24 protein-coding genes and 1 pseudogene are annotated in these 24,429 nt (G+C 64.3%); 14 read left to right on the top strand and 11 right to left on the bottom strand.

The features are described 5' to 3' along the window. Window positions 1-60: 60 nt before the first annotated feature. From IVB19_RS15775 to IVB19_RS15755, 5 genes are all read right to left on the bottom strand, one after another. A complete protein-coding gene (locus IVB19_RS15775; protein WP_006020277.1) occupies window positions 61-300 on the bottom strand; it encodes an acyl carrier protein in 240 nt (79 codons plus the stop codon). 307 nt (window positions 301-607) lie between these two features. Continuing rightward, entirely contained in the window at window positions 608-1,345 is a 738-nt protein-coding gene (fabG, locus tag IVB19_RS15770) for a 3-oxoacyl-[acyl-carrier-protein] reductase (RefSeq protein ID WP_026233737.1), read from the bottom strand. A gap of 102 nt (window positions 1,346-1,447) precedes the next feature. Next, entirely contained in the window at window positions 1,448-2,407 is a 960-nt protein-coding gene (fabD, locus tag IVB19_RS15765) for an ACP S-malonyltransferase (RefSeq protein ID WP_026233738.1), read from the bottom strand. Between the two features lie 187 nt (window positions 2,408-2,594). Beyond that, window positions 2,595-3,620: a fatty acid desaturase family protein gene (locus tag IVB19_RS15760; protein WP_018459119.1), complete on the bottom strand. Its 1,026-nt coding sequence runs from the start codon at window positions 3,618-3,620 to the stop codon at window positions 2,595-2,597. A 3-nt stretch (window positions 3,621-3,623) separates the two neighbouring features. After that, window positions 3,624-4,328 carry a TetR/AcrR family transcriptional regulator C-terminal domain-containing protein gene (locus tag IVB19_RS15755; protein ID WP_018459120.1) on the bottom strand — a complete coding sequence of 235 codons (705 nt, stop codon included), beginning with the start codon at window positions 4,326-4,328 and terminating at the stop codon, window positions 3,624-3,626. Between the two features lie 343 nt (window positions 4,329-4,671). Between IVB19_RS15755 and rpsF the strand changes: the two genes are divergently transcribed. From rpsF to rplI, 4 genes are all read left to right on the top strand, one after another. Continuing rightward, window positions 4,672-5,181, top strand: coding sequence for a 30S ribosomal protein S6 (gene rpsF / locus IVB19_RS15750; protein ID WP_247821571.1), 510 nt, complete (start codon window positions 4,672-4,674; stop codon window positions 5,179-5,181). Window positions 5,182-5,186: 5 nt separating this feature from the next. Beyond that, complete coding sequence (gene rpsR, locus IVB19_RS15745) at window positions 5,187-5,426, top strand: 30S ribosomal protein S18 (RefSeq protein WP_007592020.1); 240 nt, start codon at window positions 5,187-5,189, stop codon at window positions 5,424-5,426. Window positions 5,427-5,555: 129 nt separating this feature from the next. Further along, window positions 5,556-6,533, top strand: coding sequence for a hypothetical protein (locus IVB19_RS15740; RefSeq protein ID WP_204510986.1), 978 nt, complete (start codon window positions 5,556-5,558; stop codon window positions 6,531-6,533). Window positions 6,534-6,596: 63 nt separating this feature from the next. Next, window positions 6,597-7,202, top strand: a complete 606-nt coding sequence (rplI, locus tag IVB19_RS15735; RefSeq protein ID WP_007609316.1) for a 50S ribosomal protein L9 — start codon at window positions 6,597-6,599, stop codon at window positions 7,200-7,202. A gap of 37 nt (window positions 7,203-7,239) precedes the next feature. Here the strand turns inward: rplI and IVB19_RS15730 are convergent. Then, window positions 7,240-7,445, bottom strand: a pseudogene (locus IVB19_RS15730) (PaaI family thioesterase); the annotation flags it as partial. 51 nt (window positions 7,446-7,496) lie between these two features. Next, window positions 7,497-8,540, bottom strand: a complete 1,044-nt coding sequence (locus IVB19_RS15725) for a hypothetical protein (protein WP_026233740.1) — start codon at window positions 8,538-8,540, stop codon at window positions 7,497-7,499. A gap of 281 nt (window positions 8,541-8,821) precedes the next feature. Here IVB19_RS15725 and IVB19_RS15720 point away from each other — a divergent pair, with 281 nt between their 5' ends. The 3 genes from IVB19_RS15720 to alr all read left to right on the top strand — a co-directional run bounded on the left by IVB19_RS15720 (window position 8,822) and on the right by alr (window position 13,668). After that, window positions 8,822-10,072 (top strand): cyclopropane fatty acid synthase, encoded by a 1,251-nt coding sequence (locus tag IVB19_RS15720; RefSeq protein WP_247821570.1) that lies wholly within the window; start codon window positions 8,822-8,824, stop codon window positions 10,070-10,072. Window positions 10,073-10,827: 755 nt separating this feature from the next. After that, a complete protein-coding gene (locus IVB19_RS15715) occupies window positions 10,828-12,336 on the top strand; it encodes a replicative DNA helicase (protein WP_018459126.1) in 1,509 nt (502 codons plus the stop codon). 51 nt (window positions 12,337-12,387) lie between these two features. Continuing rightward, entirely contained in the window at window positions 12,388-13,668 is a 1,281-nt protein-coding gene (alr, locus tag IVB19_RS15710) for an alanine racemase (protein WP_018459127.1), read from the top strand. A 12-nt stretch (window positions 13,669-13,680) separates the two neighbouring features. Here the strand turns inward: alr and IVB19_RS15705 are convergent, their stop codons facing one another. Next, window positions 13,681-13,899 (bottom strand): hypothetical protein, encoded by a 219-nt coding sequence (locus tag IVB19_RS15705; protein ID WP_018459128.1) that lies wholly within the window; start codon window positions 13,897-13,899, stop codon window positions 13,681-13,683. Between the two features lie 40 nt (window positions 13,900-13,939). Here IVB19_RS15705 and IVB19_RS15700 point away from each other — a divergent pair, with 40 nt between their 5' ends. Beyond that, a complete protein-coding gene (locus tag IVB19_RS15700; protein ID WP_018459129.1) occupies window positions 13,940-14,710 on the top strand; it encodes an exodeoxyribonuclease III in 771 nt (256 codons plus the stop codon). Between the two features lies 1 nt (window position 14,711). On the opposite strand, the gene IVB19_RS15695 is transcribed toward IVB19_RS15700, so the two are convergent. From IVB19_RS15695 to IVB19_RS15685, 3 genes are all read right to left on the bottom strand, one after another. Further along, on the bottom strand, window positions 14,712-15,527 hold the full coding sequence (locus tag IVB19_RS15695) for an SGNH/GDSL hydrolase family protein (RefSeq protein ID WP_018459130.1): 816 nt from the start codon (window positions 15,525-15,527) through the stop codon (window positions 14,712-14,714). Window positions 15,528-15,583: 56 nt separating this feature from the next. After that, on the bottom strand, window positions 15,584-15,994 hold the full coding sequence (locus IVB19_RS15690) for a GFA family protein (protein ID WP_247821569.1): 411 nt from the start codon (window positions 15,992-15,994) through the stop codon (window positions 15,584-15,586). 629 nt (window positions 15,995-16,623) lie between these two features. Next, on the bottom strand, window positions 16,624-17,490 hold the full coding sequence (locus IVB19_RS15685; protein WP_247821686.1) for a L,D-transpeptidase: 867 nt from the start codon (window positions 17,488-17,490) through the stop codon (window positions 16,624-16,626). Between the two features lie 194 nt (window positions 17,491-17,684). On the opposite strand from IVB19_RS15685, the gene IVB19_RS15680 reads away from it, so the two are divergent. From IVB19_RS15680 to IVB19_RS15655, 6 genes are all read left to right on the top strand, one after another. Beyond that, window positions 17,685-18,410 carry a sulfite exporter TauE/SafE family protein gene (locus IVB19_RS15680; protein WP_247821568.1) on the top strand — a complete coding sequence of 242 codons (726 nt, stop codon included), beginning with the start codon at window positions 17,685-17,687 and terminating at the stop codon, window positions 18,408-18,410. 102 nt (window positions 18,411-18,512) lie between these two features. Then, window positions 18,513-19,958, top strand: a complete 1,446-nt coding sequence (gene radA / locus IVB19_RS15675; RefSeq protein ID WP_018459134.1) for a DNA repair protein RadA — start codon at window positions 18,513-18,515, stop codon at window positions 19,956-19,958. A 165-nt stretch (window positions 19,959-20,123) separates the two neighbouring features. Beyond that, on the top strand, window positions 20,124-20,753 hold the full coding sequence (locus tag IVB19_RS15670) for a CvpA family protein (protein ID WP_007592055.1): 630 nt from the start codon (window positions 20,124-20,126) through the stop codon (window positions 20,751-20,753). 28 nt (window positions 20,754-20,781) lie between these two features. Next, window positions 20,782-22,287 (top strand): amidophosphoribosyltransferase, encoded by a 1,506-nt coding sequence (gene purF / locus IVB19_RS15665; RefSeq protein WP_018459135.1) that lies wholly within the window; start codon window positions 20,782-20,784, stop codon window positions 22,285-22,287. A gap of 144 nt (window positions 22,288-22,431) precedes the next feature. Continuing rightward, on the top strand, window positions 22,432-23,172 hold the full coding sequence (locus IVB19_RS15660; protein ID WP_018459136.1) for an SDR family NAD(P)-dependent oxidoreductase: 741 nt from the start codon (window positions 22,432-22,434) through the stop codon (window positions 23,170-23,172). Window positions 23,173-23,250: 78 nt separating this feature from the next. Then, window positions 23,251-24,399: an NHL repeat-containing protein gene (locus IVB19_RS15655; protein WP_247297480.1), complete on the top strand. Its 1,149-nt coding sequence runs from the start codon at window positions 23,251-23,253 to the stop codon at window positions 24,397-24,399. The last annotated feature ends 30 nt before the right edge of the window (window positions 24,400-24,429 follow it).

The raw sequence follows: 24,429 nt of genomic DNA, 5'->3' as shown, positions 1-24,429 counted from the left end.
GCTGACCGCTGTTGGGCGGTCCGTCCGGTTTCAATGTTGTCCCCGCGAAAATGAAGAGCGTTAGCTCTTCGCGTTCTTCTCGAGAAACTTGGTGGCGTCGCCGACGGTGAGAATCGTTTCCGCGGCATCGTCCGGAATCTCGCAACCGAATTCCTCTTCGAACGCCATCACCAGCTCGACGGTGTCCAGACTGTCGGCGCCGAGGTCGTCGATGAAGCTCGCAGCGTCGACAACCTTCTCGGGTTCAACACCAAGGTGTTCGACCACGATCTTCTTAACCCGCTCGCCAATCTCACTCATTGCATAACCTCGTGTTGTTCCCTGTAGACCCGACCCCCCGGGACGATACGAGCCGTCGTGGTCGTTGACTGCCTTCGCTTACGAACTTTGATCTGGCCCCATCCTAACCGATGCAGGCCCGGCGAATGACGGCCAAGGCTCCGCATCGCCAATATACAGGGTTTCAAAAACCTGCAATGGCGTTCTTTGCCCATCCGTTGAAGGTCCGGTTATCATACTTCAATTGCGTTGACTACAAGCCTCATTTCGCTCCGGAAACGGCCGTTTGCCGCATTCGGCTGCCCAAGGGGCGGTGCGGCATGAGGCGTCAGATCATGGCCATGCCGCCGTTGACGTGGATGGTTTGGCCGGTGACATAGGCCGCTTCGTTCGAACTCAGGTAGACGGCGGCCGCCGCGATGTCCTCTGGCGTCCCCAGGCGATTGGCCGGAACCTTGGTCAGAATCGTTTCGCGCTGCTTGTCGTTGAGCGCATCGGTCATCGGGGTCTTGATGAAGCCGGGAGCGATGCAGTTCGCGGTGACGCCGCGCTTGGCGTATTCGGCACCCAGCGTCTTGATCATCCCGATCAGGCCTGCCTTCGACGCAGTATAATTGCCCTGCCCCGGGTTGCCGGTGACGCCGACCACCGAAGTGATGGCGATGATGCGGCCGAAGCGCTTGCGCATCATCAATTTGGTTGCGGCGCGGGCAAGCCGGAAGGTCGAGGTCAAATTGATGTTGATGACCTCCTCCCAGTCTTCGTCACGGAGCTGCACGAAGAGATTGTCGCGCGTGATGCCGGCATTGGCGACGAGGATGTCGACCTGTCCCATCGCCGCCTCCGCACCGGGCACCAGCGCTTCGACCTCCTCGACTTTGGAGAGATTGCAGGGCAGCACATGGGTGCGCTCGCCGAGCTTGCCTGCAAGCTCATCCAGCACTTCCTTGCGCGTCCCCGATATCGCGACGGTGGCGCCCTGCGCGTGCAGCGCCTGCGCGATCGCGCCGCCGATGCCGCCGGTTGCGCCGGTGACGAGCGCCTTTTTGCCAGTCAGATCGAACATCGATAACTCCTCCAAGGCACGATCCGGAAACGCGCGCAGCGGTTTTCCGAAAGGGTCGTGCGTCAACTGTAGAACTCGCGCGCGACGACGAATTATCGCGCTTCAGGCCTGCTTGGCAGCAGCCAATGCATCTTTGGCAGCAGCAATGTCGTTGGGACCGCCGACCGCAACGCCGACGGCACCGTCTGCGATACGCTTGACCAGGCCCGTCAGCACCTTGCCGGCACCGATCTCAAAGAAACGGGTGACGCCCTGCCCCGCCATATAGGCAACCGACTCGCGCCACCGCACAGTGCCGGTGACCTGCTCGACCAGGCGCCGGCGGATCTCGTCGGGATCGGTGATCGCGCTCGCCAGCACATTCGACACCAGCGGGGCGGCCGGCGCCTTGATCGTGACCCCGGCCAGCGCCTCCGCCATTGCGTCGGCAGCCGGCTGCATCAGTTTGCAATGGAACGGTGCGGACACCGGCAGCAGCATTGCTCGCTTAGCGCCCTTGGTTTTGGCGATCTCGACGGCGCGATCGACCGCAGCCTTGTCGCCGGAGACGACCACTTGCCCGCCGCCATTGTCGTTGGCGGCTTGGCAGACCTCTCCCTGAGCGGCCTCCTCCGCCACCGCCACGGCGGCCTCGTAGTCGAGGCCGAGCAGAGCGGCCATCGCACCGACGCCGACCGGCACAGCTTTTTGCATTGCGAGACCGCGGATGCGAAGCAGCCGCGCCGTGTCGGAAATCGTCAGGCTGTCGGCCGCGGCCAGCGCCGAATATTCGCCGAGCGAGTGGCCGGCGACGAAGGCCGCATCCCGCCGCACGGAAAACCCGGCTTCGGCCTCCAGCACCCGCAGGGTGGCGATAGACACCGCCATCAGGGCCGGCTGGGCGTTTTGGGTGAGCTGGAGGGTTTCAGCCGGACCATCCCAGATGGTCGCCGTCAGCTTCTCCCCCAGCGCGGCATCGACCTCGTCGAACACGGCGCGCGCCACCGGAAAGGCATCGGCCAGGGCCTTGCCCATGCCGACCGCCTGGGAACCCTGCCCCGGAAATGTGAATGCTGCCGTCATCGGCGCTCCCTGCTTGTCGGGCGTGATCTCTGCGAGAACCGGCAGCCGATGACGCGCGGCCTTAGGCCATGGTTCCGGATCAAGCTCCAAAGGGGGCCGTAGACACTGTCCGGGGCCGGAATGTCAAGCCAAGATGGGAACTTCGATCAGCCTTCGACTGGCAGCCTTCAACCGGAGTGACGGGTTCCTAGAATCCGCCAGCCGTCTGGTTGGCATCGACCTCGGACCCCGCCTGCGCGCGGCGCGCGCTGTTGACCAATTGCCCCGGCCGGTCATCGCGGTTCGGCTTCGCGGTCGCAAGCCGCAGCACGGCGGCGTAACTCGGTTGCACCTCCATCCGGCCCGCATGCCGGCTCTCACTCAGCAAGCGGTGCACCTTCGGCAGATTGTAGCAGGGCACGTAGAACAAGAGATGATGTTCGAGGTGGTAGTTCACGTAGTACGGCGCGATGAACAAGCGCTCGAGGAAATTGGCATAGGTGGTGCGGGTATTGCGCAGGGGATCGCTGCTGTCAGGTACGACCGCGTGCTCTGCGATGTTGCGGATGCGGGTGATGACCATCATCCAGGTCAGGAGCGGCACCAGCCATAGCAGCGGATAGGCCCACCACACGCCGGCCGCCGTGAGCGCTGCGAACATCGCGCCATTGACCAGACATTGCGGGCCAAGCTTCTCCCACAAATGCGCCGCGCGCTGCCGCGATGGCCAGTCCTTCGGCCCGAGCGCGTTGAGCAATTGCGCCTTGCGCTGCTGGTAGCCGGTCTGCCCGGTGAGGTCGCGAATGAACTTGCGGCGATAGCTCAGCTTCGTGATCGGAAACGGCGCCGATAGCACGAGATCGGGATCGTCCTCCTGCTGGGTGCGCGCATGGTGCTGAAGGTGATAGCGCCGATAGCTGCGCGTCTCCGCAAACAGAGGATAGGCGCAGAACCACTGGCTTAGGGTCAGATTGGTCTTCTCGTCGGGGGACAGGCAGCCATGCGCGCCGTCATGCATGAGGATCGCGAGCCCGAGCTGGCGCGAGCCGATGATGGCAACGGCGAGCACATAAGTGATCGGATTGGGCCACCACGCGACCAAGGCGATTGCCGCGATGATGAGCGCCCAGGCGTGCGCGATCAGCGCGACGCCTTTCCAGGTCACGCGCCGGCGCACGTCGGCAAGTTGCTCGTCGGTCAGGAAATCGCGGGCACGCATGCGAAGCGCAGTCATGGCCTAATCCTCCTCATTCGAATTGCTCGATGCGTCGCGCGCGTCGACGAGGCGCAGCCGCGCAGTGTCATCAGAGGATTTCGCCTGTTCGCCCAGCACGCGCAGCATCTCGGCGCACAGCGCCTCGGGCGAACGGCCCATGGCGTAGCCCTCAAGGATGACGCCGATGGCGACGGCCCAGAACCGCCGCGAACTCTCGTCGGGCGCGCGCAGGGAGCGCCAGCCGTGCCGCGCGACCTGGCTCGCATAGGCCCGCGCACCTTCACTGTGCAGGCGCTCGATGGTGCGCTCGACCAGCGGCGCGAGATCCTGGCGCCGCCGCGTCAGCGTCAGCGCCTCGGCGAAGAAGGCCACCGAATCGCACGTCGTCACGGTCTCGGCCAGCGCGTGGGTATAATCCCGCGGCGCGCGCGCCTTCAGCGCCGCCTGCTCGGTCGCCCGCGCCAGATACAGCAGCTCGCGGCAGGCGCATTCGACGAACAGCGCCTCCTTGGTACGGAAATAATAGGTGATCTGGCTCGGGAACGCGTTCGCAGCGGCCGCGATGTCGGTGATCGCCGTACCCGACAGCCCCCGCTCCCGAAACAGCGGGCTCGCGGCATCAAGCAGCAGCGAGCGCATTTTGCGGCCGGCCGACCGCGTGGCGCGGGCGGCGTGTTTGGGATCGCCTGCCTCCTTGAGGGGCTCGTGGGCCGGCTTTTCTGCCATTGGAGTTCGCTCCGGTTGATTTATTTGTATAATATACAAACAAACAAATCAAGCCGGTATGATGGTCGGCGGCGGATCCGGCCGCCCGCATTGCGATCCCCGCGCCGAAACGGCGCCTGCAACCTTGCCAAGTCAGCCGAAATCCGTATAAGGCGCCCATCCGCAGACCCCGGCCGGGAGCTGAACGGACGGTCTCAGCAAATCATTTGTGATTTTGGTGTGGCAGGGCCAGTCGGCCCGTCGTCCCGTGTTTCCGCCTTCTGAGCTTAATCCCAGAGTCCTTTCCGAAGGCCTCTTAAGGGCTTGACGCCGGGCGATGCGCCAACATGAGGAAAGGACTTCCATGGCTCTCTATGAGCATGTTTTTCTCGCGCGCCAAGACGCGAGCACGCAGCAGGTCGAAGAGCTGACTGCGCAGATGACCGGCATCGTCGAAGGTCTCGGCGGCAAGGTCACCAAGACCGAGAATTGGGGCGTACGCTCCCTCACCTACCGCATGAACAAGAACCGCAAGGCGCATTTCGTGCTGCTCAACATCGACGCGCCGTCCGCGGCGATCGCCGAGATCGAGCGCCAGGAGGGCATCAGCGAAGACGTGATCCGCTATCTCAGCGTCCGCGTCGAGGAGCTCGAGGAAGGCCCGTCCGCGATGATGCGCAAGGCCGACCGTGACCGCGAGCGTGACGACCGTGGCGGCGGCTTCCGTGGCGATCGCGAAGGCGGTGGCTTCCGTGGCGACCGCGAGGGTGGTTTCCGTGGTGGCGATCGTGAAGGCGGCGGCTTCCGCGGTGACCGCGGTCCGCGCCGTCCGCGTGAAGACGCTGAAACCACCACCACGACGGATGGGGAGTAAGAACAATGGCTGAAGCTGGTGCACGCCGCCCGTTTTTCCGTCGCCGCAAGAGCTGCCCGTTCACGGGCGCGAATGCTCCGAAGATCGACTACAAGGACTCCAAACTGCTGATGCGTTACGTCTCCGAGCGCGGCAAGATCGTGCCGAGCCGCATCACCGCGGTTTCCGCGAAGAAGCAGCGTGAGCTTGCCCGCGCCATCAAGCGCGCGCGGTTCCTGGGCCTGTTGCCCTACGTCATTCGCTAAGACGAATTCGGCCGGCGGCGACATCGCCGCCGGCCGTACGACCTAGTTTCTCATAAGGCTTCCGGGTCGTCCGGTCGCCGATGGTTGGGGCGAGATGCCTCTAACCGCTCGAAGGGAGCGGGACAGCTGATGATGGCCTTTGGACTGATAGCCCTGATCGCCGGCGCTGCGTCGGCCCTGATGTTCGCCTCGATCATTTCGGGCGCGCTGATCTCTCTCGTCCTGTTCTATCTCGCACCGCTGCCGCTGATGGTCGCTTCGATCGGCTGGGGACCGCTTTGCGCGAGCCTGGGCGGCATCGCCGCCGCGCTTGGCCTCGGCGCCCTGTTCGGCCTGCCCTATTGCATCGCCTTCGCCCTCACCGTCGCATTGCCGGCCTGGTGGCTCGGCCATCTCGTCCTGCTCAGCCGGCCGGTCGGAGCCGCCGCGCCGGAGCCCGCCGCCGAGCCGCCCACCGAGCCTGCGCTGGAGTGGTATCCGGTCGGCCGTATCCTGCTGTGGATCGCGGGCTTCGCCACACTGACCACGATCGCCGCGCTGCTCACGATCGGCACCGACGCGGAGACCATCACCGGCACGCTGCGCCGCGGCTTGATGCGCCTCCTCCGCGCCGCCGACCCGCAGAGCTCCGGCGAGACCGACCAATTCGTCGGCGCACTGGTGCGTATCTTGCCGGCGGGTGCCACCATCGTTGCGATGATGACGCTGACCCTCAACCTCTGGCTCAGCACCAAGGTGACGGCGACGTCGGGCCGGTTGCGGCGCCCCTGGCCGGACCTGATGACCGCGGAGCTGCCGCCGATGACGCTCGTGGCGCTCTGCGTCGCGCTCGCCTTCTGCTTCACCGGCGGACTGCTTGCGATCGCGGCGCAAATCGCGACGGCTGCGCTGATGATGGGGTACGCGCTGACCGGCTTTGCCGTGCTGCATACGCTGACGCTGGCGCTGAAGAGCCGCACCTTCTGGCTCGGCTCGACCTACGCCGTCGTCGTCGTGTTCGGATGGCCCGTCATCGCGATGGTGATCCTCGGCCTCGCCGATGCCGTGTTCGGCCTCCGCGAACGCTTCCTTCGCACGCGCCAGCCACCGCCGCTGCCGACCTCTTGAGTTCAAGTCCGAAAGTTCAAGTTCGAAATTCCACCTCACTCAACACATCAAAGGAGAACGAATATGGAAGTCATTTTGCTGGAACGCGTCAACAAGCTCGGTCACATGGGCGAAGTCGTGAAGGTTCGCGACGGCTATGCCCGCAATTTCCTGCTCAAGCGCGGCAAGGCGCTGCGCGCCACCGCCGACAACCGTGCCAAGTACGACGGCATGAAGGCCGAGCTCGAGGCTCGCAACCTTGAGTCCAAGGGCGAGGCGTCCAAGGTCGCCGAGAAGATCCAGGGCAAGAACATCATCGTGATCCGTCAAGCTTCGGAAGCCGGTCAACTGTTCGGCTCGGTCAACGTGCGCGACATCGTCGTGGCGTTCGAAGCCGACGGCGTTTCGCTGTCCCGCCCGCAGGTTCAGCTCGATGCGCCGATCAAGACCATCGGCAAGCACACCATCACGGTCGCCATCCACCCCGAGGTCGAGGTCGAGATCAGTGTCACCGTGGCGCGCAGCCAGGACGAGGCCGAGCGCATCAACCGCGGCGAGGACATCTCGAGCCGGAACGAAGACCGGGATGCTGCGGCCGAAGCGATCGCAGCCGCCGGCGAGTTCTTCGACCCGGAAGCCCTGCAGGACGACGCCGAGCCGGCGCCGGCCGCGGAAGAGACCGAGAAGTAAGCCTCGCGTTCGCGCAGGCTTTCGAAGCCCGGTCGCCTCAGGCGGCCGGGTTTTTCGTTGTGGCGGCACAATCCTCGCTCAGCATCGCGATCGACGCGAGCGCCGTCGCCGTATGGTCTCGACCCCGGCGCTGACGCAGAAAACGCCGGCTGCGGCGACGGAGACCTGACGGCCCGACTTGATCACCCTCGCCCGGCAGATCCGCTTCTCGCCGACCGCGGGCGACAGCAGATTGAGCTTGTAGCCGAAGGCCGCGCGAGAGCGCGGCCTTCGCATGTCTAAAAATGTGGTCGCCTATCGCGAAATCGGCGGCGTCGGCGGACCGGACGATTCGGCTGGCGCCGGTGGAGTCGCAGCGGTCGCGGGCGGCGCCGGTTCCTGCGACTTCGCTGGCGGTTCGGCGCTCGCGGCGGGCTTGGGAGCAGCCTCTTCCGCCGCCTTGGGCGCAGCTGGCTCGGGGGGCTTCGCGGCGGACGGTGCGGCCGGCGTCACCTGCGGCACCGGATCGGGCCGCAACGCCGGAGCTTCGCTGCCGCGCGGCTCCACCTTGGCGCTTTCCGGCTTGGCCTCGGCGGGCTTGTCGGACGGCTTGCTGCCTTCGGGTTTGCTGCCTTCGGGTTTGCTGCCTTCGGATTTAGCTTCGCCGGAATCCACCTTCGCAGTCTCGGGCTTTGTCTCAGGCTTGGACTCGACCTTCGGCTCGCTCTTCTTGTCGTCTGCCGTCGGCGCCGCGGCATCGACCTTCGGCGCCTCATCACTTCCCGGCTTGCCGCGCTTGCCGAGACGCTTGGCCTTGCGCCCTTCGGGGACAGCCTGGCCCTCGGGCTTCGCACCTTCCTTCGTTCCTTCTTCGGCCGGCCGCGCGGCGCGCTTCTGACGCGCGCCCTCGGCCGCGGGAGCGGCACCCTCGCCTTCCGGCTTGGCGGACTCCTGGGAACGTTGCCGGCGGCCCTGATGTTCAGGAGACTGCGCGGGATTGGTATTGGCTTCCTTGTCCTTATCCTTGGCGCCGTCCTTCTTGTCCTTGCCGTCCTTATGGCCGTCCTTCGCCTGGAAGCGGGTGTCGGTGGCCCCGTTGGAGACGAGGTAGGAGGCAAGCACGCCGGCCATGTCGGGGCTGGTCGTGTAATGCTGGCGCAGGAAGCCCGGCAAGGAGCCCGGCGCCACTGTTTTCAAAAGGCCGCGCGGGCTCTTGTGACATGCATTACAGGTCTGCGCGAAAAGCTGGGATGGGGCCTTGCCGGCCTCGAGGTTCGTCGCCTGCGCGAAAACGGTATCGGTCGCGCCGAAGCCGATCAGAAGCAAGATCGTCGCGAGGCTGAGCGCTCGGCTCGACATTCCCATCATCTCCATTGAATTCCGAGAGGTGCAGCCGGCAGGCGGCGCCGCGGCGGGTCACCTTTTATCCGATTGAGCCGCGAATGGAAGCAGGCACCGCGCGCAAGGATGTGATTAAGCGGTTTTGGAATATCCGCTTTGAGCACAGCGCAATAGCGGGCCCGGGACACCTCCCTAGATCTAGATGCAAGCGCATAGGAACCGCTGAGATGCCCGGGCGTAGGGTGTGAAAGGCCGGGTTAGTCGCATCTCTTCGGGTTCGCTCGAGAGGATGGGTGCCGATGGACCGATTGTTGCGTCAATTCCTGTCTCAATTCATCCGCCGCGGGTCGATGACGGTGACCACGGCGAAGGGCTCGAAGTTCACCGTCGGCGACGGCTCGGGCGAACCGGTCGCAGTCCGCTTCGTCACCGCGGACGCAGAGCGGAAGATCCTCGTCAATCCCGAGCTCGGGCTTGGCGAGGCCTATATGGACGGCGAGTTCATTGTCGAGCATGGCACCATAGCTGATGCTCTCGCGATCCTGCTCGGTCAACCCGACCTGTTGCCGCACTGGGCAAAACCCTGGTGGCACCTGCGCTATCTGGTGCGGCACCTGAAGCAGTTCAATCCGCGCCCGCGATCCCGCCGCAACGTCGCACATCATTACGATCTCGATGCGAGGCTCTATTCGCTCTTCCTCGACGCCGACAAGCAATATAGCTGCGCCTATTTCGAGACGCCGGAGAGCACGCTCGACGATGCACAGCTTGCCAAGAAACGGCACGTCGCCGCAAAGCTGCTCGTCAAGAGCGGCCAGCGCGTCCTCGACATCGGTTCGGGCTGGGGCGGACTTGGGCTCTATCTCGCCGAGATCGCAGGTGCTGACGTCACCGGCATAACGTTGTCGACCGAGCAGTTGCAGATCGCCAATGCGCGCGCAGCCGAAAAGGGCCTGACCGGATCGGCCAAATTCCTGCTTCAGGACTATCGCGACATCGCCGGTCCGTTCGACCGCATCGTCTCAGTCGGCATGCTGGAGCATGTCGGCGCCCGCTTCTACAACACCTACTTCCGGCGCTGCGCCGAGCTGCTGGATAAGGACGGCGTCATGTTGCTGCACTCGATCGGCCGTTCGCAGGGCCCGGACTCCACCAATCCCTGGATCGCCAAATACATCTTTCCCGGCGGCTACATCCCCGCCCTCTCGGAGGTGCTGCCGGCGATCGAGCGGGCGGGCTTGCTGGTCTGCGACATCGAGATTTTGCGCCTTCATTACGCCGAAACCCTGAAGGCATGGCGCGAGCGCTTCATGGCGCGACGCGAAGAAGCCGTGCAGCTGTATGACGAGCGCTTCGCGCTGATGTGGGAATTTTATCTAGCAGCCAGCGAGATGACGTTCCGCAAGCAGCATATGATGAACTTCCAGATTCAACTCACCCGCCGTCAGGGCGTCGTGCCGATGACGCGCAACTACATCGCGCGTGAAGAAGCCCGACTGCGGGCCGTCGAAGCCGGCGCCACGCCGAGGCTGAAGCTGGCTGGTGAATGAGTCCTAGTGGCGCAGGGTCGAAACCGGAGCGGACGGGGAAGAGGCCGTTAAGGCCAATTGCATCCGCAGCGCTTTCAGGATTTCAGGGGCGACCGGTTCCCGACGCACTTCCGGCCGCTCAGCGTGCTCCATGGCCGCGATCAGCCCCGACAGCCAAAGTCGGCTGCCTGCTTCGCTTCGCCAATTCCGGGGCTGCCGTTCTGGCCGCATCGCTTGCCTCGTTCCCTGGTGGCAGATCAGGAGACAACCCCCCGCCCGCTAACCTGTTCCGGCTGTACCCCCGAAAGAATCCGGGGAGATGTGATCTGCTTCACATAAGTCTCGTCAGCCCTGGCTTAGACCGTCGCCATGAGCAACGAGACCAAAACCTCATTCGACGTGCAGGACGACCTCCGCACCGATTACGCCCTGATCGCTACCGGCGTCGGGGCGGCCCTGGTTGCACTGGTCTACCTCCTGCTGGTCTGAACCGAGCCAAAAGCGCCTGGCCGTGGGTCATTCCCGCGCGTCTCGATGTGTCTGCCCGGCACCCCATCAGGTTCACTTCATCCGGCGTTTTCCGGGGTGCGTAACGACCGCATCTAGGCCGCGACCTGGTTCCACGAAATCCGTCAAGCGCGGCGCGTGCTGCGGCGGTCAATCATCCACCATTTTAATGATCGGTTGATAGCGGCGAGCTTTTGCTTCCGCTTTGGGCTGAGGCGGCGCTTTATCCCGGCCCCGCATCCGCCCCAGAAAATTGCTATCGCTCGACCATGGCCCTGACTGATTCGAACGTTCTCAAACTCGCGCCCGAAGCCGGAACCCCGGCCTATCGGAGCGCGCCGCATAACATCGAGGCGGAACAGAGCCTTCTGGGCGCGATCCTGGTCAACAACGACGCGTTTTACCGCGTCTCCGATTTTCTGGAGCCGAAGCATTATTTCGAGCCGCTGCACCAGACCATCTTCGAGACCGCCAGCAGCCTGATCCGGATGGGCAAGATCGCGACGCCCGTCACCCTGAAGACCTTCCTGCCCGCCGACACCGACATCGGCGGCATGACCATCGGGCAATATCTGGCGCGCCTCGCCGCCGAAGCGACGACCATCATCAATGCGCAGGATTATGGGCGCACCATCTACGATCTGGCATTGCGACGCGACCTGATCGGCATCGGCGAGGACATGGTCAATGTCGCCTATGACGCCCCGGTCGACTTCGCGCCGCGGGCGCAGATCGAGGACGCCGAGCGCCGCCTCTACGAACTCGCCGAATCCGGCCGCTATGACGGAGGCTTCCAGAAATTCTCGCAGGCGCTGACGCTTGCGGTCGATCTGGCCGCGAAAGCGTTCCAGCGCGACGGAAAGCTGTCGGGCATCTCGACGGGCCTGCGCGACCTCGACACCAAAATGGGCGGGTTGCAGCACTCCGACCTCATCATCGTCGCCGGCCGCCCCGGCATGGGCAAGACGTCGCTAGCGACCAACATCGCCTACAACGTCGCCCGGGCCTATGTTCCAGAACTCCAGGCCGACGGCACCATGAAGGCTGCCCATGGCGGCGTCATCGGCTTCTTCTCCTGCGAAATGTCGGCCGACCAGCTCGCCACGCGTATTGTGGCCGAGCGCACCGGCATCCCTTCCTCCTCGATCCGCCGCGGCGGCATCTCGGAGGCCGATTTCGAGAAGATCCGCGAGGTCTCGATCGAGCTGCAGTCGCTGCCCTTCTATGTCGACGAGACCGGCGGTCTCTCGATTGCGCAGCTCATGGCGCGCGCCCGCCGGCTGAAGCGGCAGAAGGGCCTCGACCTCATCGTCATCGACTACATCCAGCTCTTGTCGGGTTCGGGCAAGCGCAGCGAAAACCGCGTGCAGGAAATCACCGAGATCACGACCAGTCTGAAGGCGCTCGCCAAGGAACTCAGCGTGCCCGTGATTGCGCTTTCGCAGCTCTCGCGCCAGGTCGAATCGCGCGACGACAAGCGGCCACAGCTCTCGGATTTGCGCGAATCCGGCTCGATCGAGCAGGACGCCGACGTCGTGCTGTTCGTCTATCGCGAGGAATATTACCTCGGAAACAAGGAGCCGCGCCCGGGCACACCCGAGCACGAAAAATGGCGCCTGGACATGGATCTTGCGCACGGCAAGGCCGAAGTCATCATCGGCAAGCAGCGCCACGGCCCGACCGGCACCGTCGATCTGGCCTTCGAAGCGTCGGTCACCCGGTTCGGCGACCTTGCGCCGGACAGCCAGGTGCCGGACCGCGGCGGCGGCGACTACTGAGTTCCCTGGGTTGAACCTGACCGGCCTCTTGCGTAAAACGGCGCCATGACAATGGCGTCCGACCCGAAAATGATCCCGCAATCCGGCCTTCTCTCCGCGGAGGCCAATCAGGCTGCCGCGCTCGCGACCTTCGGCGGCGTGCTCACCGTCGATCTCGATGCCATCATCGCCAATTGGCGCAAGCTCGAGAAGACGGCGGTGCCGGCCGAATGCTCGGCGGTGATCAAGGCAGACGCCTATGGCTGCGGCGCCGAGCAAGTCGCGCGTGCCCTGAACAAGGCCGGCTGCAAGACCTTCTTCGTCGCCACCATCGGGGAAGCGCGCAAGGTGCGCGCGGCGGTGCCGGAGCCTGCGATCTACGTGCTCGGCGGCTATTTCCAGAACACCGGCGAGCACTACGCCCAGATCAACTGCCGCCCCGTGATCGGCGATCTCAACGAGCTCGCCGAATGGGACGTGTTCTGCCGCCGCACCGGCTGGACCGGTGGCGCCGCCATCCACATCGACACCGGCATGAATCGGCTCGGCCTGACGCTCGCGGAAGCGCAGGCCATTATCCCCCGCATCAACGCCGGCGATCACGGCATTACGCTGGTGATGAGCCATCTGGTTTCGGCCGAGCAGCTCAACAACCCGGTGAATGCCAAGCAACTCGCGGCCTTCCGCGGCATCGCCAGCGAATTCTCCGGCGTGCCGGCGGCGCTCGCCAATTCGTCCGGCGTCTTCCTCGGCGCGCCCTTCCAGTTCGACATGGTGCGGCCGGGCGCCGCGCTTTACGGCGTCAACCCGACGCCGGAGGCTGACAATCCGATGCAGCCGGTGGTCGATCTCAAGGCCCGCATTGTGCAGATCCGCAATGTCGAGCGCGGCGAGAGCGTCGGCTATGGCGGCACCTGGACGGCACGGCGACCGACGAAACTCGCGATCATCGCGGTCGGTTATGCCGACGGCTATTTCCGCGCCGCAAGCTCCAATGACGGCACCCGCGGCGCCGAGGTCATCGTCGCCGGCAAGCGCTGTCCGGTCGCCGGCCGCGTTTCGATGGACCTGATCGCGATCGATATCACCGATCTGCCGCCGAATGCGGCGCGGCGCGGCCACATGGTCACGCTGCTCGGCGAGGGCATCACCGTCGACGAGCTCGCGCATCATTTCGGAACGATCGGCTACGAGGTGCTGACCAGCCTCGGCCGCCGCTACGCCCGCATCTACAAGGGCGGAAATGTGGTGGAGCCGCTGGCCAAGCCGGCTTCCGCGCAGGCGGTCGAGCAGCAGACGCCCGCTCCGCCATCGATCGAACAGCCCGCAAGCGCGCCGCCGCTGCCGGGCTGAGCGACTTGCCGCCTACTTCTTTTTCCTGCTGTCCAGCGCCGTCTTGCAGGTTGCGCTGAGCTTGTCGCGCTTGGCGTTGAGGCAGGCGACGATGCCGCCGCCCGGCGCAATGCCGGCGCAGAATTTGTCGTAGTCGGCCTTGCACGCGCCGCGCGGATCGGATGATTGTGCCGAGGCAACCCCGGAGAACGCAACGGCGACGGCGATGACGGCAAAGCTCAACTTGGACATTGTTTCTCCGGTAACGGAAGGCAGGAGCCGGTAGCTCTACATGAAGATCGCGACATTCAACATCAACAACATCAATCGCCGCCTGCCCAATCTGTTGGCATGGATGCGAACGGCGAAGCCAGATGTCGTCGCACTTCAGGAGTTGAAGGCAAGTGATGGCGAATTTCCGGCGACCGCGATCGAAAAGGCCGGTTACGGCGCAGTGTGGTGTGGACAGAAGACCTGGAACGGCGTCGCCATCCTGGCCCGCAATGCCGAGCCCATTCTCACCCGCGATCGCTTGCCGGGAAAACCTGCCGATCACGAAGCCCGCTACATCGAGGCCGCGGTACGCGGTGTCATCGTCACCAGCATCTACCTGCCGAACGGCAATCCGCAGCCGGGACCGAAATTCGACTACAAGCTCGACTGGTTCGCGCGGCTCAAGCGCCATGCCAGAACCTTGCTCAAGCAGGAGCTGCCCGTGGTGCTCGCCGGCGACTACAACGTTGCACCTGATGAGCTCGACATCTATCCGACGCGCTCGTGGGACAAGGATGCCTTGATCCAACCGAAGAGCCGTGCGGCCTTTGCCTCGCTGCTGGCACAAGGCTGGTGTGACGCGATCCGCGAACTGCACCCCGAGCAGCGCATCTACACCTTCTGGGATTACAAGCGAAACCGCTGGCCGCGAGATGCGGGCCTGCGGCTCGACCATGTCCTGCTCAGCCCTGCCCTCGTCTCACGCCTGGCAAAAGCCGGCGTGGACAAGAAGGTTCGCGGCGAAGAAGGCGCGAGCGACCACGCACCGGCGTGGGTCGTGCTGCGCTAGGTCAACGCCCGTAATACTCCTGCACCGTGTCCCACGCTGCTTTCTGCAGCAGCTCCACCGTCGGGCCGTCCAGTCCCATCGTGTAGGAATTGCCGACCGGCGAGCGGCCGGTCAGCGCGGCGAACGTCACGCAGGTCGCCAGATATGTGCCTGCGGGGCTCGGGTGCCGCTTGTCCGGCGCATACAGATTGAGCTCGGGCTGCAGCTTGCGCACGCGCGCGAAGGCAAAACCTGCGGGGATCACCAGCGCATCATTGGCATTGCCTGCGATTGTGTAGGCCTCGGCCAACGCTTCCGTCATCTCAGGCTTGTCGGCGTAAGCCCAGGACATGAACAAGACCGGCCGCATGCCGTTGGCGCGGACGATCTCGCTGTCCTTCTTTACGAAGGTCGTGAACGCGTCCTTCAATTGCGGATGGATGGGGCACTGGCTGCAATCCATCATCACGACGGCGTCGTACTGCCTGCCCGGCTTGTTGAAGACGACGTTGTTCTGCTCGTCGAACGAATAGGCGCCGAGGCCACCCGGCCGCAGCAGGTTGTCCATGTCATGCCAATCGAGGCCGGAACCGCCGATCGTCGCCATGGTGTTGCGATAGGCCGTCTTGTTTTCAGGGTCCGCAGCCCGCTCCATGAAGGAGAGATGCCCGGGCATGCCGTTGTTGTAATAGAAGAAGCTGTTGCCGACGAACAGCGCGGCCTTGGGGAAATCCGGTCCTGATGTCGTGACCTTGGGCCTGGTCTGCGCCTGCGCATTGAAGCCGGCTACAACGGCCAGACACATCGCGAGCATCACTCGCGCGAAAAGACGCATCATCGGCTTCCTCCCCTTTTTCTGTCGGGCCGGAAACAGATCAGCTTTTCAAGAGGGCCTCAAGAGCACGGACGAGCAGCAGACATGCGCGAGAGCGCATGCTCACCATAATTCTTGCCATCGATCATGGTCACCGGCACGGTCTCGAGATCGAACTCGTCGAACAGGCGCGCGTTGACGGCGACCCTCGGATTGTCGAAATCGGGCTTGCCGGTCGACCAGTCCGGCGACTCCGAATAGGTACCGCAGCCGCAGCTTGCGCAGAAATGGTGTTTGACCGTTCGGCTGCCCCAGAGATAGGTCGCGAGGTTCTCCGCGGGCGACAGCAGCCGAAACTGCGCCGGCGTGTAATAGGCCCACAACGCGCCGCGCTTGGCGCAGAGCGAACAGGTGCAACGGGTGACGCTCGCGGGCGCCTCCGTCACCTCGAACACCGTCTCACCGCAATGACAGCTTCCCTCGACCCGCATGACCCACTCTTTGTTTTGTCAGGAGATGGTCGTAGCCGGACCCTGCTGCCAACATGCTGTCAGCAGCGCGCAGCCGGACTTGCCCCATGTGCTGCGAGCACCGACTTGCCGCGCCAACTCAACAAAAACATGAAAAACAACCCCATGCACAGTAGCCGATGGCTGGCAAATCAATGGGTTACGCATGCTCCGAAACACTGATTTGACGCGTCGGGCAAACACTGGCGGGATGTTTTCAGAAGCGGTCGTCGACACGGTGGAGCGTGGACTTCATCGCAGCAGCGCGTCATGCGATGCGAAGGGCCTACGGGAGACAGCTCGGGCTTCGATATGAAGGGGCAGCCCGTCGACGCCCCTCTTCGGGGACGTCGACGGCATGAAATTGCGATGGCAAATTGCAATCCTTGGTGCTGCTCTAACCGGCGCAGCTCTGAGCTACGCTTATACTCATACCGCAATCGGGGTGACTGAGCCGTGCCGGAGAAGTTCTTCGGGCGAGGTGGTGGTCTGTCCTCCGCCCTACAAGCCATAAATTGTTTGTGCCTGTCACAAGCTTCCGACCGGATGACCTCGTAGGCGACTTGAATTGCCTCCTTGTCCTCCGTTGCAGGATGAGGACGGAGGACGAATTACTGCGCCTCGGCGATCTTCGCTCCAGATGACGGCATCTGCGCGTGAGTTGCCGAGGGCCGGTTCGGCGGTGATGCCGGGTCCGGTAATCGGAAAGCGGCGTCGGCTGGCGCTCCCTGGGGTGCTCGGCGGGCAACGGTCGTCGGAAGCACGATCACTTTCGCGCCGACTTTCACGCGATCATAGAGGTCAACGACGTCCTCATTGGTCAGTCGGATACAGCCGGACGAGACCCGCTTCCCGATCGTATCGGGCTTGTTGGTGCCGTGAATTCGATATTCGGTCTCGCCCAGATACATCGCCCGAGCGCCGAGCGGGTTGCCAGGACCTCCGGCCATGAACCGCGGCAGATAAGGCTGACGCGAGACCATCTCCGCAGGCGGATGCCAATCCGGCCATTCTGCCTTACGAGCCACAGTCTGCTCACCGGACCATGTGAAACCTTCGCGGCCAACACCGATGCCATAGCGCAGTGCCTGCGCGTCGTTCAGAACGAGATAGAGGAATGTGTTCTTGGTATCGATGATCACGGTGCCCGGCGTCTGGCGGCTGGCGTAGTCAACCACCTGCCGCACGAATGCTCCGGGAACGTCAGCCGCTTTGGGCGGTTCGACCAGAGGCGCCGGGGCCGTAAGCGGAGCCGAAGCCGGCGTCGGAGCTGATGCATGAACAGGCGTTGAGACGTAAACCGGAGTTGATGACGCTTGGGCTTCGTGCGCGGACGGCTTTCGTGCCGGTTGCACGTTCGCCGATCGGGACAGCAAGCCGTACCCCAACGCTGCGACGGCGACGGCGCCAACTGCAACTCTCGCGGCCATCGGGATTGCGAACGTCTGCGCCTTTCCGCGTTTGGCTCGCTTACCCATACTCTTCTTCCCCCAGGTCACTATGCCCAAGAGAGGTACCCAGTAAGATTTAAGAAACTTCGAAGCGATTTCGCTCAGACTGGAACCGTCGGCGATGGTTAACGCCGGGCTCTCGGCAAGATAAGGTTCTCTCGCCTCGCGGATCGCCCGCGCCGCTGGCCGCGGCTAAACTCTCCCGATTCGTGGAGACTGGTTTGGCTTTCTTGTTCGTCCTGATCGTCGGCCTCGTCGCAGGCACCATTTCCGGCATCGTCGGCACGGGCTCGTCGATCATGCTGATGCCGGTGCTGGTCTATGCCTATGGGCCAAAGGAGGCGGTGCCGATCATGGCATTGGCCGCCGTCATGGCCAACTTGTCACGAATCCTGGCCTGGTGGCGCGAGGTCGACTGGCGGGCCTGCACGGCTTATTCGGTGACAGGCATTCCAGCCGCCGTGCTCGGCGCGCGGACGCTGCTGGCCCTGCCCTCGCACGCCGTCGATCTCGCCATCGGCGTCTTCCTGATCGCGATGGTGCCGGTTCGGCACTGGTTGGCGCGGCACGATCTCAAGGCCAATCTCTGGCATCTGGCGATCGGCGGGGCCGTCATCGGCTATCTCACCGGCATCGTCGTCTCCACCGGCCCGCTCAGCGTGCCGCTATTCCTGTTCTACGGCTTGTCCCGCGGCGCTTTCCTCGCCACCGAAGCGGCATCTTCGCTCGGGCTCTATGTTGCGAAATCCGTGACTTTCGAACGTTTCGGCGCGCTGACTGGCGATGTGTTCGTCAAAGGCCTGGTCGCAGGATCGTCGTTGATGGCCGGCGCCTTCATCGCCAAACGCTTCGTGCTGCGCTTGAAGCCGGAGATGTTCCGCTTGGTGATGGACGCAATCATGATCGCGGCCTGCCTCTCCATGCTCTGGAACGCGGCGCAGCCGTAGCCGGGCTTCGGGGAGCGCCCGGACTCACTCTCTCGACCCGTCATTCCGTGCTATCAGCAAACCTGAAACCCCCGACTCGCTGTCCCCGGACTCGCTGTCCCCATGGCCAAGAACACACTTTCCTTCGTCTGCCAGAACTGCGGCGCGGCCTATAACCGCTGGCAGGGCAAGTGCGAGTCCTGTGGCGAGTGGAATACGCTCGCGGAGGAGGACACGACCGGCAGCGTGCCGGTGTCGATCCGCTCCAAGCGCAAGGGGCGGACCTTCGCGCTCGAGAGCCTGTCCGGAAAAACCCAGGACGCCCCGCGCCTGTCCTCCGGCATGACGGAGCTCGATCGCGTGACCGGCGGCGGCTTTGTCCGCGGCTCGGTGCTGCTGGTCGGCGGCGATCCCGGCATCGGCAAGTCGACGCTGCTGACGCAGGCCACAAGCCTGCTCGCGCGCGCCGGACACCGCGTCGTCTACATCTCCGGCGAAGAGGCGGTCGCGCAGGTGCGGTTGCGCGCCGAACGGCTCGGGCTGTCGGATGCGCCGGTGCAGCTCGCCGCCGAAACGTCGGTCGAGGACATTGTCTCGACGCTGTCTGAGGGCGCGGTGCCGCGGCTGATCGTGATCGATTCGATCCAGACCATGTGGACCGACACGGTGGAATCGGCACCCGGCACGGTGACGCAGGTGCGCGCCTCGGCGCAGGCCCTGATCCGTTTTGCCAAAAGGACCGGCGCGGCCATCATCCTGGTCGGCCATGTAACCAAGGACGGACAGATCGCCGGCCCTCGCGTGGTCGAGCACATGGTCGATGCGGTGCTGTCGTTCGAGGGCGAAGGCTCGCAGCAATTCCGCATCCTGCGCGCCGTGAAGAATCGTTTCGGGCCGACCGACGAGATCGGCGTGTTCGAGATGACCGGGCTTGGCCTGCGCGAAGTCACCAATCCTTCCGAGCTGTTTTTGTCGGAGCGCGATCTCGGCACGCCCGGCACCGCAGTCTTCGCGGGTATCGAGGGTACAAGACCCGTTCTGGTCGAATTGCAGGCACTGGTGGCGCCGACCTCGCTCGGCACCCCGCGCCGGGCCGTGGTGGGCTGGGATCCGAGCCGGCTATCGATGGTGCTGGCGGTGCTGGAAGCCCATTGCGGGGTGAAGCTGTCCGGCCACGACGTCTATCTGAACGTCGCGGGCGGCCTGCGCATCCACGAGCCCGCGGCTGATCTGGCCGCCGCGGCGGCGCTGGTGTCCTCGCTGGTTAATGCGCAGTTGCCCTCCGATGCGGTCTATTTCGGCGAGATCTCGCTGTCCGGCGTGGTGCGCCCGGTAGCGCAGACCCCGGCCCGGCTGAAAGAAGCGGCAAAACTCGGCTTCCAGCGTGCCGTTCTGCCCGAATCGGCCCGGGGCGAAGCCGGCGGCGATGCCGGCTTGTCGCTGAACGCGATCAACAGCCTGACGACATTGGTCGCCGAGATCGCCGCACGCGGCTCCCGGCGGGGCGACTCGAGCGCACCGGCAGAGAAAAATGCCACACCAGCAAGATTCCGCCGTGGAGAGGGTTAGCCGGTGGTGACGTCCCCCGCCCTCGCCGCTATACAGCCGTCACAAAAGCAGCATGGGATTGCGTGGTTGCGGCCTTGCCGGGAACGTCGTCTGGCCCTCACTTAGGGCGGCGGCCAAGCACCGATTCGCTGAGCACCTTGAAGTACGAGCGGACCAGACCAGCCGATGCCAGTAACCATCCTCGACCTGATCCTGCTCGGTGTGATGCTGATTTCGGGCCTGCTCGCCATGGTTCGCGGCTTCATGCGCGAGATCCTGTCGATCGCGGCCTGGGGCACGGCGGCGATTGTCACGCTTTATTCATTCTCGAAGCTGCTGCCGACCGCAAAGACCTATTTCAACAACGATACCGTCGCGAGCGTGGTCGTGGTTGCCGGCGTGTTCGTGGGCACTTTGGTCGTGGTCTCCGTGATCACGGTCCGGATCTCCGACATGATCCTGGATTCGCGCATCGGCGCACTGGACCGCACCCTCGGCTTTCTGTTCGGGCTGGCGCGCGGACTTTTGATCGTCGTGGTCGCCTTCCTGTTCTTCACCTGGCTCGTGCCGGACAAGCAGCGCCCGGATTGGGTCACGGGGGCCAAATCCCGCGTGGTGCTGCAGGGAACCGGGGATTGGCTGATGGCCCTCTTGCCTGACGACCCCGAGAACACCATCTTGAAGAGATTCAAGAAAAACAAACCAGATGAAGAGCAAACTGATTCCGAGCAGCAGCCTTCGGGCAGTGGCGACGGATACAGCAAACCGGCTCGTGACAGCCTTAAAAAGCTGATCGAGAAACCCGCGGCGCGTTGATTAAGCCCTAACGAGAGGCTCGGACGAGATGCGAAATCCTGACCAGGACGCCCTACTTGATCTCGGCCCGGCCGCGCTGGAACTTCAAGACGATCTGGAGGGGGATACGCTGCGCGAGGAATGCGGCGTCTTCGGCATCTACGGCCACCCCGATGCCGCCGCCATCACGGCGCTCGGCCTGCATGCCCTTCAGCACCGCGGCCAGGAAGCCGCCGGCATCGTCTCCTATGACGGCGGCCGCTTTCATTCCGAACGCCGCCTCGGCCTCGTCGGCGACACCTTCTCCCGCCGCGAGGTGATCGATCGCCTGCCCGGCACAATGGCAGTCGGCCATGTCCGCTATTCCACCACCGGCGCGACGATCCTGCGCAACGTGCAACCGCTGTTCGCCGAACTGAATGCCGGCGGCCTTGCGGTCGCCCACAACGGCAATCTCACCAACGGCCTGACGCTGCGCCGCGAGCTCGTGAGGAACGGCGCGATGATGCAGTCGACCACCGACACCGAGGTGATCCTGCACCTGGTCGCGCGCTCCAGGCGCAGCCGCTTCATCGAACGCTATATCGACGCGCTGCGCGAGATCGAGGGCGCCTATGCGCTGGTGTCGCTGACCAACAAGAAGCTGGTCGGCGCGCGCGATCCGCGCGGCATCCGTCCGCTGGTGCTCGGCGAACTCGATGGTTGTCCGATCCTGACCTCCGAGACCTGCGCACTCGACATCATCGGCGCACGCTTCGTCCGCGACATCGAGCCCGGCGAGGTCATCGTGTTCGACGAGAACGGGCAGGACATCCACAAGCCGTTCCCGCCGATCGCGCCGCGTCCCTGCATCTTCGAGTACATCTACTTCTCCCGTCCGGATTCCATCGTCCACGGCCGCTCGGTCTACGAGGTGCGCAAGGCCTTTGGTGCCCAGCTTGCGCGCGAGAGCCACGTGCCGGTCGACGTCGTGGTGCCGGTGCCGGATTCCGGCGTGCCCGCGGCGGTTGGCTACAGCCAGCATTCCGGCATCCCGTTCGAACTCGGCATCATCCGCAACCACTATGTCGGCCGCACCTTCATCCAGCCGACGCAGGCGATCCGCGAATCCGGTGTGCGCATGAAGCATTCGGCCAACCGCGCCGCGATCGAAGGCAAGCGCATCATCCTGATCGACGATTCGCTGGTACGCGGCACCACCTCGAAGAAGATCGTCCGCATGATGCGCGATGCCGGCGCCAAGGAAGTGCATTTCCGCCTCGCCTCGCCGCCGATCCTCTATCCCGACTATTACGGTATCGATCTGCCGGACCGTGGTGGTCTTCTTGCGGCGACACATTCGCTGGAAGAGATGCGCGAGATCATCGGCGCCGACTCGCTCGCCTTCCTGTCGATCGACGGCATGTACCGCGCCATGGGCGAGCCCGGCCGTGACCCCGCCAATCCGAAATTCTCGGATCATTGCTTCACCGGGGCTTATCCGACCCACCTCACCGACCAGACCCAGACCGAGCAGCAGCCGCGGCAATTGTCGTTGCTGGCGGAGGCGAGCTAGGCTCGTCGTCGTGGCGAAAGCCAGGACCCATTACCACAGGCCTTTCTGGTTCGAAGAAGGTGTGACAATCATCTTCCCTAGCCATAAACGTCACGGCGTATGGGTCCTGGCTTTCGCCAGGACGACGCTGGATAGAACCTTTCAATGACAAATCCCCTCGCCAACCGCATCGCTCTCGTCACCGGCGCCTCGCGCGGCATCGGCTTCGCCACGGCAAAAGCGCTGGCCAGGGCCGGCGCGCATATCGTTGCGGTCGCGCGCACGCAGGGCGGGCTGGAAGAGCTCGACGACGAGATCCGCAAGGACGGCGGCAGCGCCACGCTGGTGCCGCTCAACCTCACCGATTCCGACGGCATCGCGCGGCTCGGCGCCGGCCTGCACGAACGCTACGGCAAGCTCGACATCCTGGTCGGCAATGCCGGCGTGCTCGGCCCCTCCTCGCCGATCGGCCATATCGAGCTGAAGGCCTTCACCGACGTGATGGCGGTCAATGTCTCCGCGAATTTCCAGTTGATCCGCTGCATGGAGCCGCTGCTCAAGCAGTCGGACGCCGGCCGCGCGGTGTTCGTCACTTCCGGCGCGGCCAACAAGGCGACCGCCTATGTCAGCCCCTACGCCGCCTCCAAGGCGGCGCTGGAAACGCTGGCGCGCGCCTGGGCGCAGGAGACCGCGAACACCAAGCTGCGCGTCAATCTGTTCAATCCGGGCCCCGTCCGCACCCGGATGCGCGCGACGCTGATGCCGGGCGAGGATCCGGCGACGCTCGATACAGCCGAGCAGGTCGCCGAATTCATCGTGCCGATGTGCGCGCCGGATTGGACCGAGACCGGCAAGTTCTACGACTACAAGACCCGGACCTTGATGAGCTTCCGCTCCCCGGCCTGATTGACTTGACCGCCTCCCCGCGATTGACTGCCCGCGCTCAAGCGGCAGCAAGCTGCAGGCCAATAAAGGGAGGTTGCCATGGCGCCATGGCGGAATCGCGCAGGCTCTACGCATGCGCTCGCAAATGTCTCTCGCGTCCTCTCCGTCCTGATCGCGGCCGTCGCGTTCGCGCTTCCGGGCGCGGCAACCGCCGGCGACGTCCCGACCTTCGCGGTCGATGCTTCCTGGCCAAAGCCGTTGCCGAACAACTGGATCCTCGGCCAGGTCGGCGGCATCACCGTCGACTGGCAGGGCCACATCTGGGTGATCCATCGCCCACGCTCGCTCACCGACGACGAGAAAGGCGCGAGCCTCACCCCGCCCCGCTCGAAATGCTGCGTGTCGGCGCCGCCCGTGCTCGAATTCGACACGGATGGCAATCTGCTGCGATCGTGGGGCGGCGCGGGCGAAGGCTATGAATGGGTCGGCCGCGAGCACGGCATCGAGGTCGACGAGCGCGGCTTCGTCTGGGTCGGCGGCAATGCCGACAATGACAACGCCATCCTGAAATTCACGCTCGACGGCAAGTTCGTCGCCCAGATCGGCAAGATCGCGCCGAGCCTCGGCAGCAGCGACACGACCCAGCTCGGCAAGCCCGCCGAGACCGCGATCGACAAGGCCGCCAACGAAATCTACGTTGCCGATGGCTACGGCAATCGCCGCGTCATCGTGTTCGATGCGACCACGCTCGCCTACAAGCGGCACTGGGGCGCCTACGGCAACAAGCCTGACGATACCAAGCAGGCTCCTTACGATCCCAAAGCGCCGGTTGCGCAGCAATTCGGTAATCCCGTCCACTGCGTGAAGCTCGCCAATGACGGGCTTGTCTACGTCTGCGATCGCATCAACAACCGCATCCAGGTGTTCAAGACGGACGGCACCTTCGTGAAGGAGTTCTTCTTCGAGAAGAACACGCTCGGCAACGGCGCGGTGTGGGACATCGCGATCTGGCCCGATCCGAAGCAGACCTGGCTGCTCAGCGCCGACGGTGAGAACAACGAGATCAGGGTGATCAGGCGCGAGGACGGCAGCGTGGTCGGCAGCTTCGGGCACAACGGCCGCAATGCCGGACAATTCCACTGGGTGCATGCCATGGCGATCGACGCCAAGGGTAACGTCTATACCGCCGAGGTCGACACCGGAAAGCGGATCCAGAAATTCAAGCTGACATCGGACGCGCTGAAATAGCGTCTCGACGCATTTTGCCCAAAAGTTAAC

Source organism: Bradyrhizobium sp. 187, assembly GCF_023101005.1.
In the GTDB taxonomy this organism is placed as follows: Bacteria; Pseudomonadota; Alphaproteobacteria; order Rhizobiales; family Xanthobacteraceae; genus Bradyrhizobium; species Bradyrhizobium canariense_D.
Note: the sequence above shows the minus strand (reverse complement) of the source record. Positions and strands in the feature narration are given on the sequence as shown.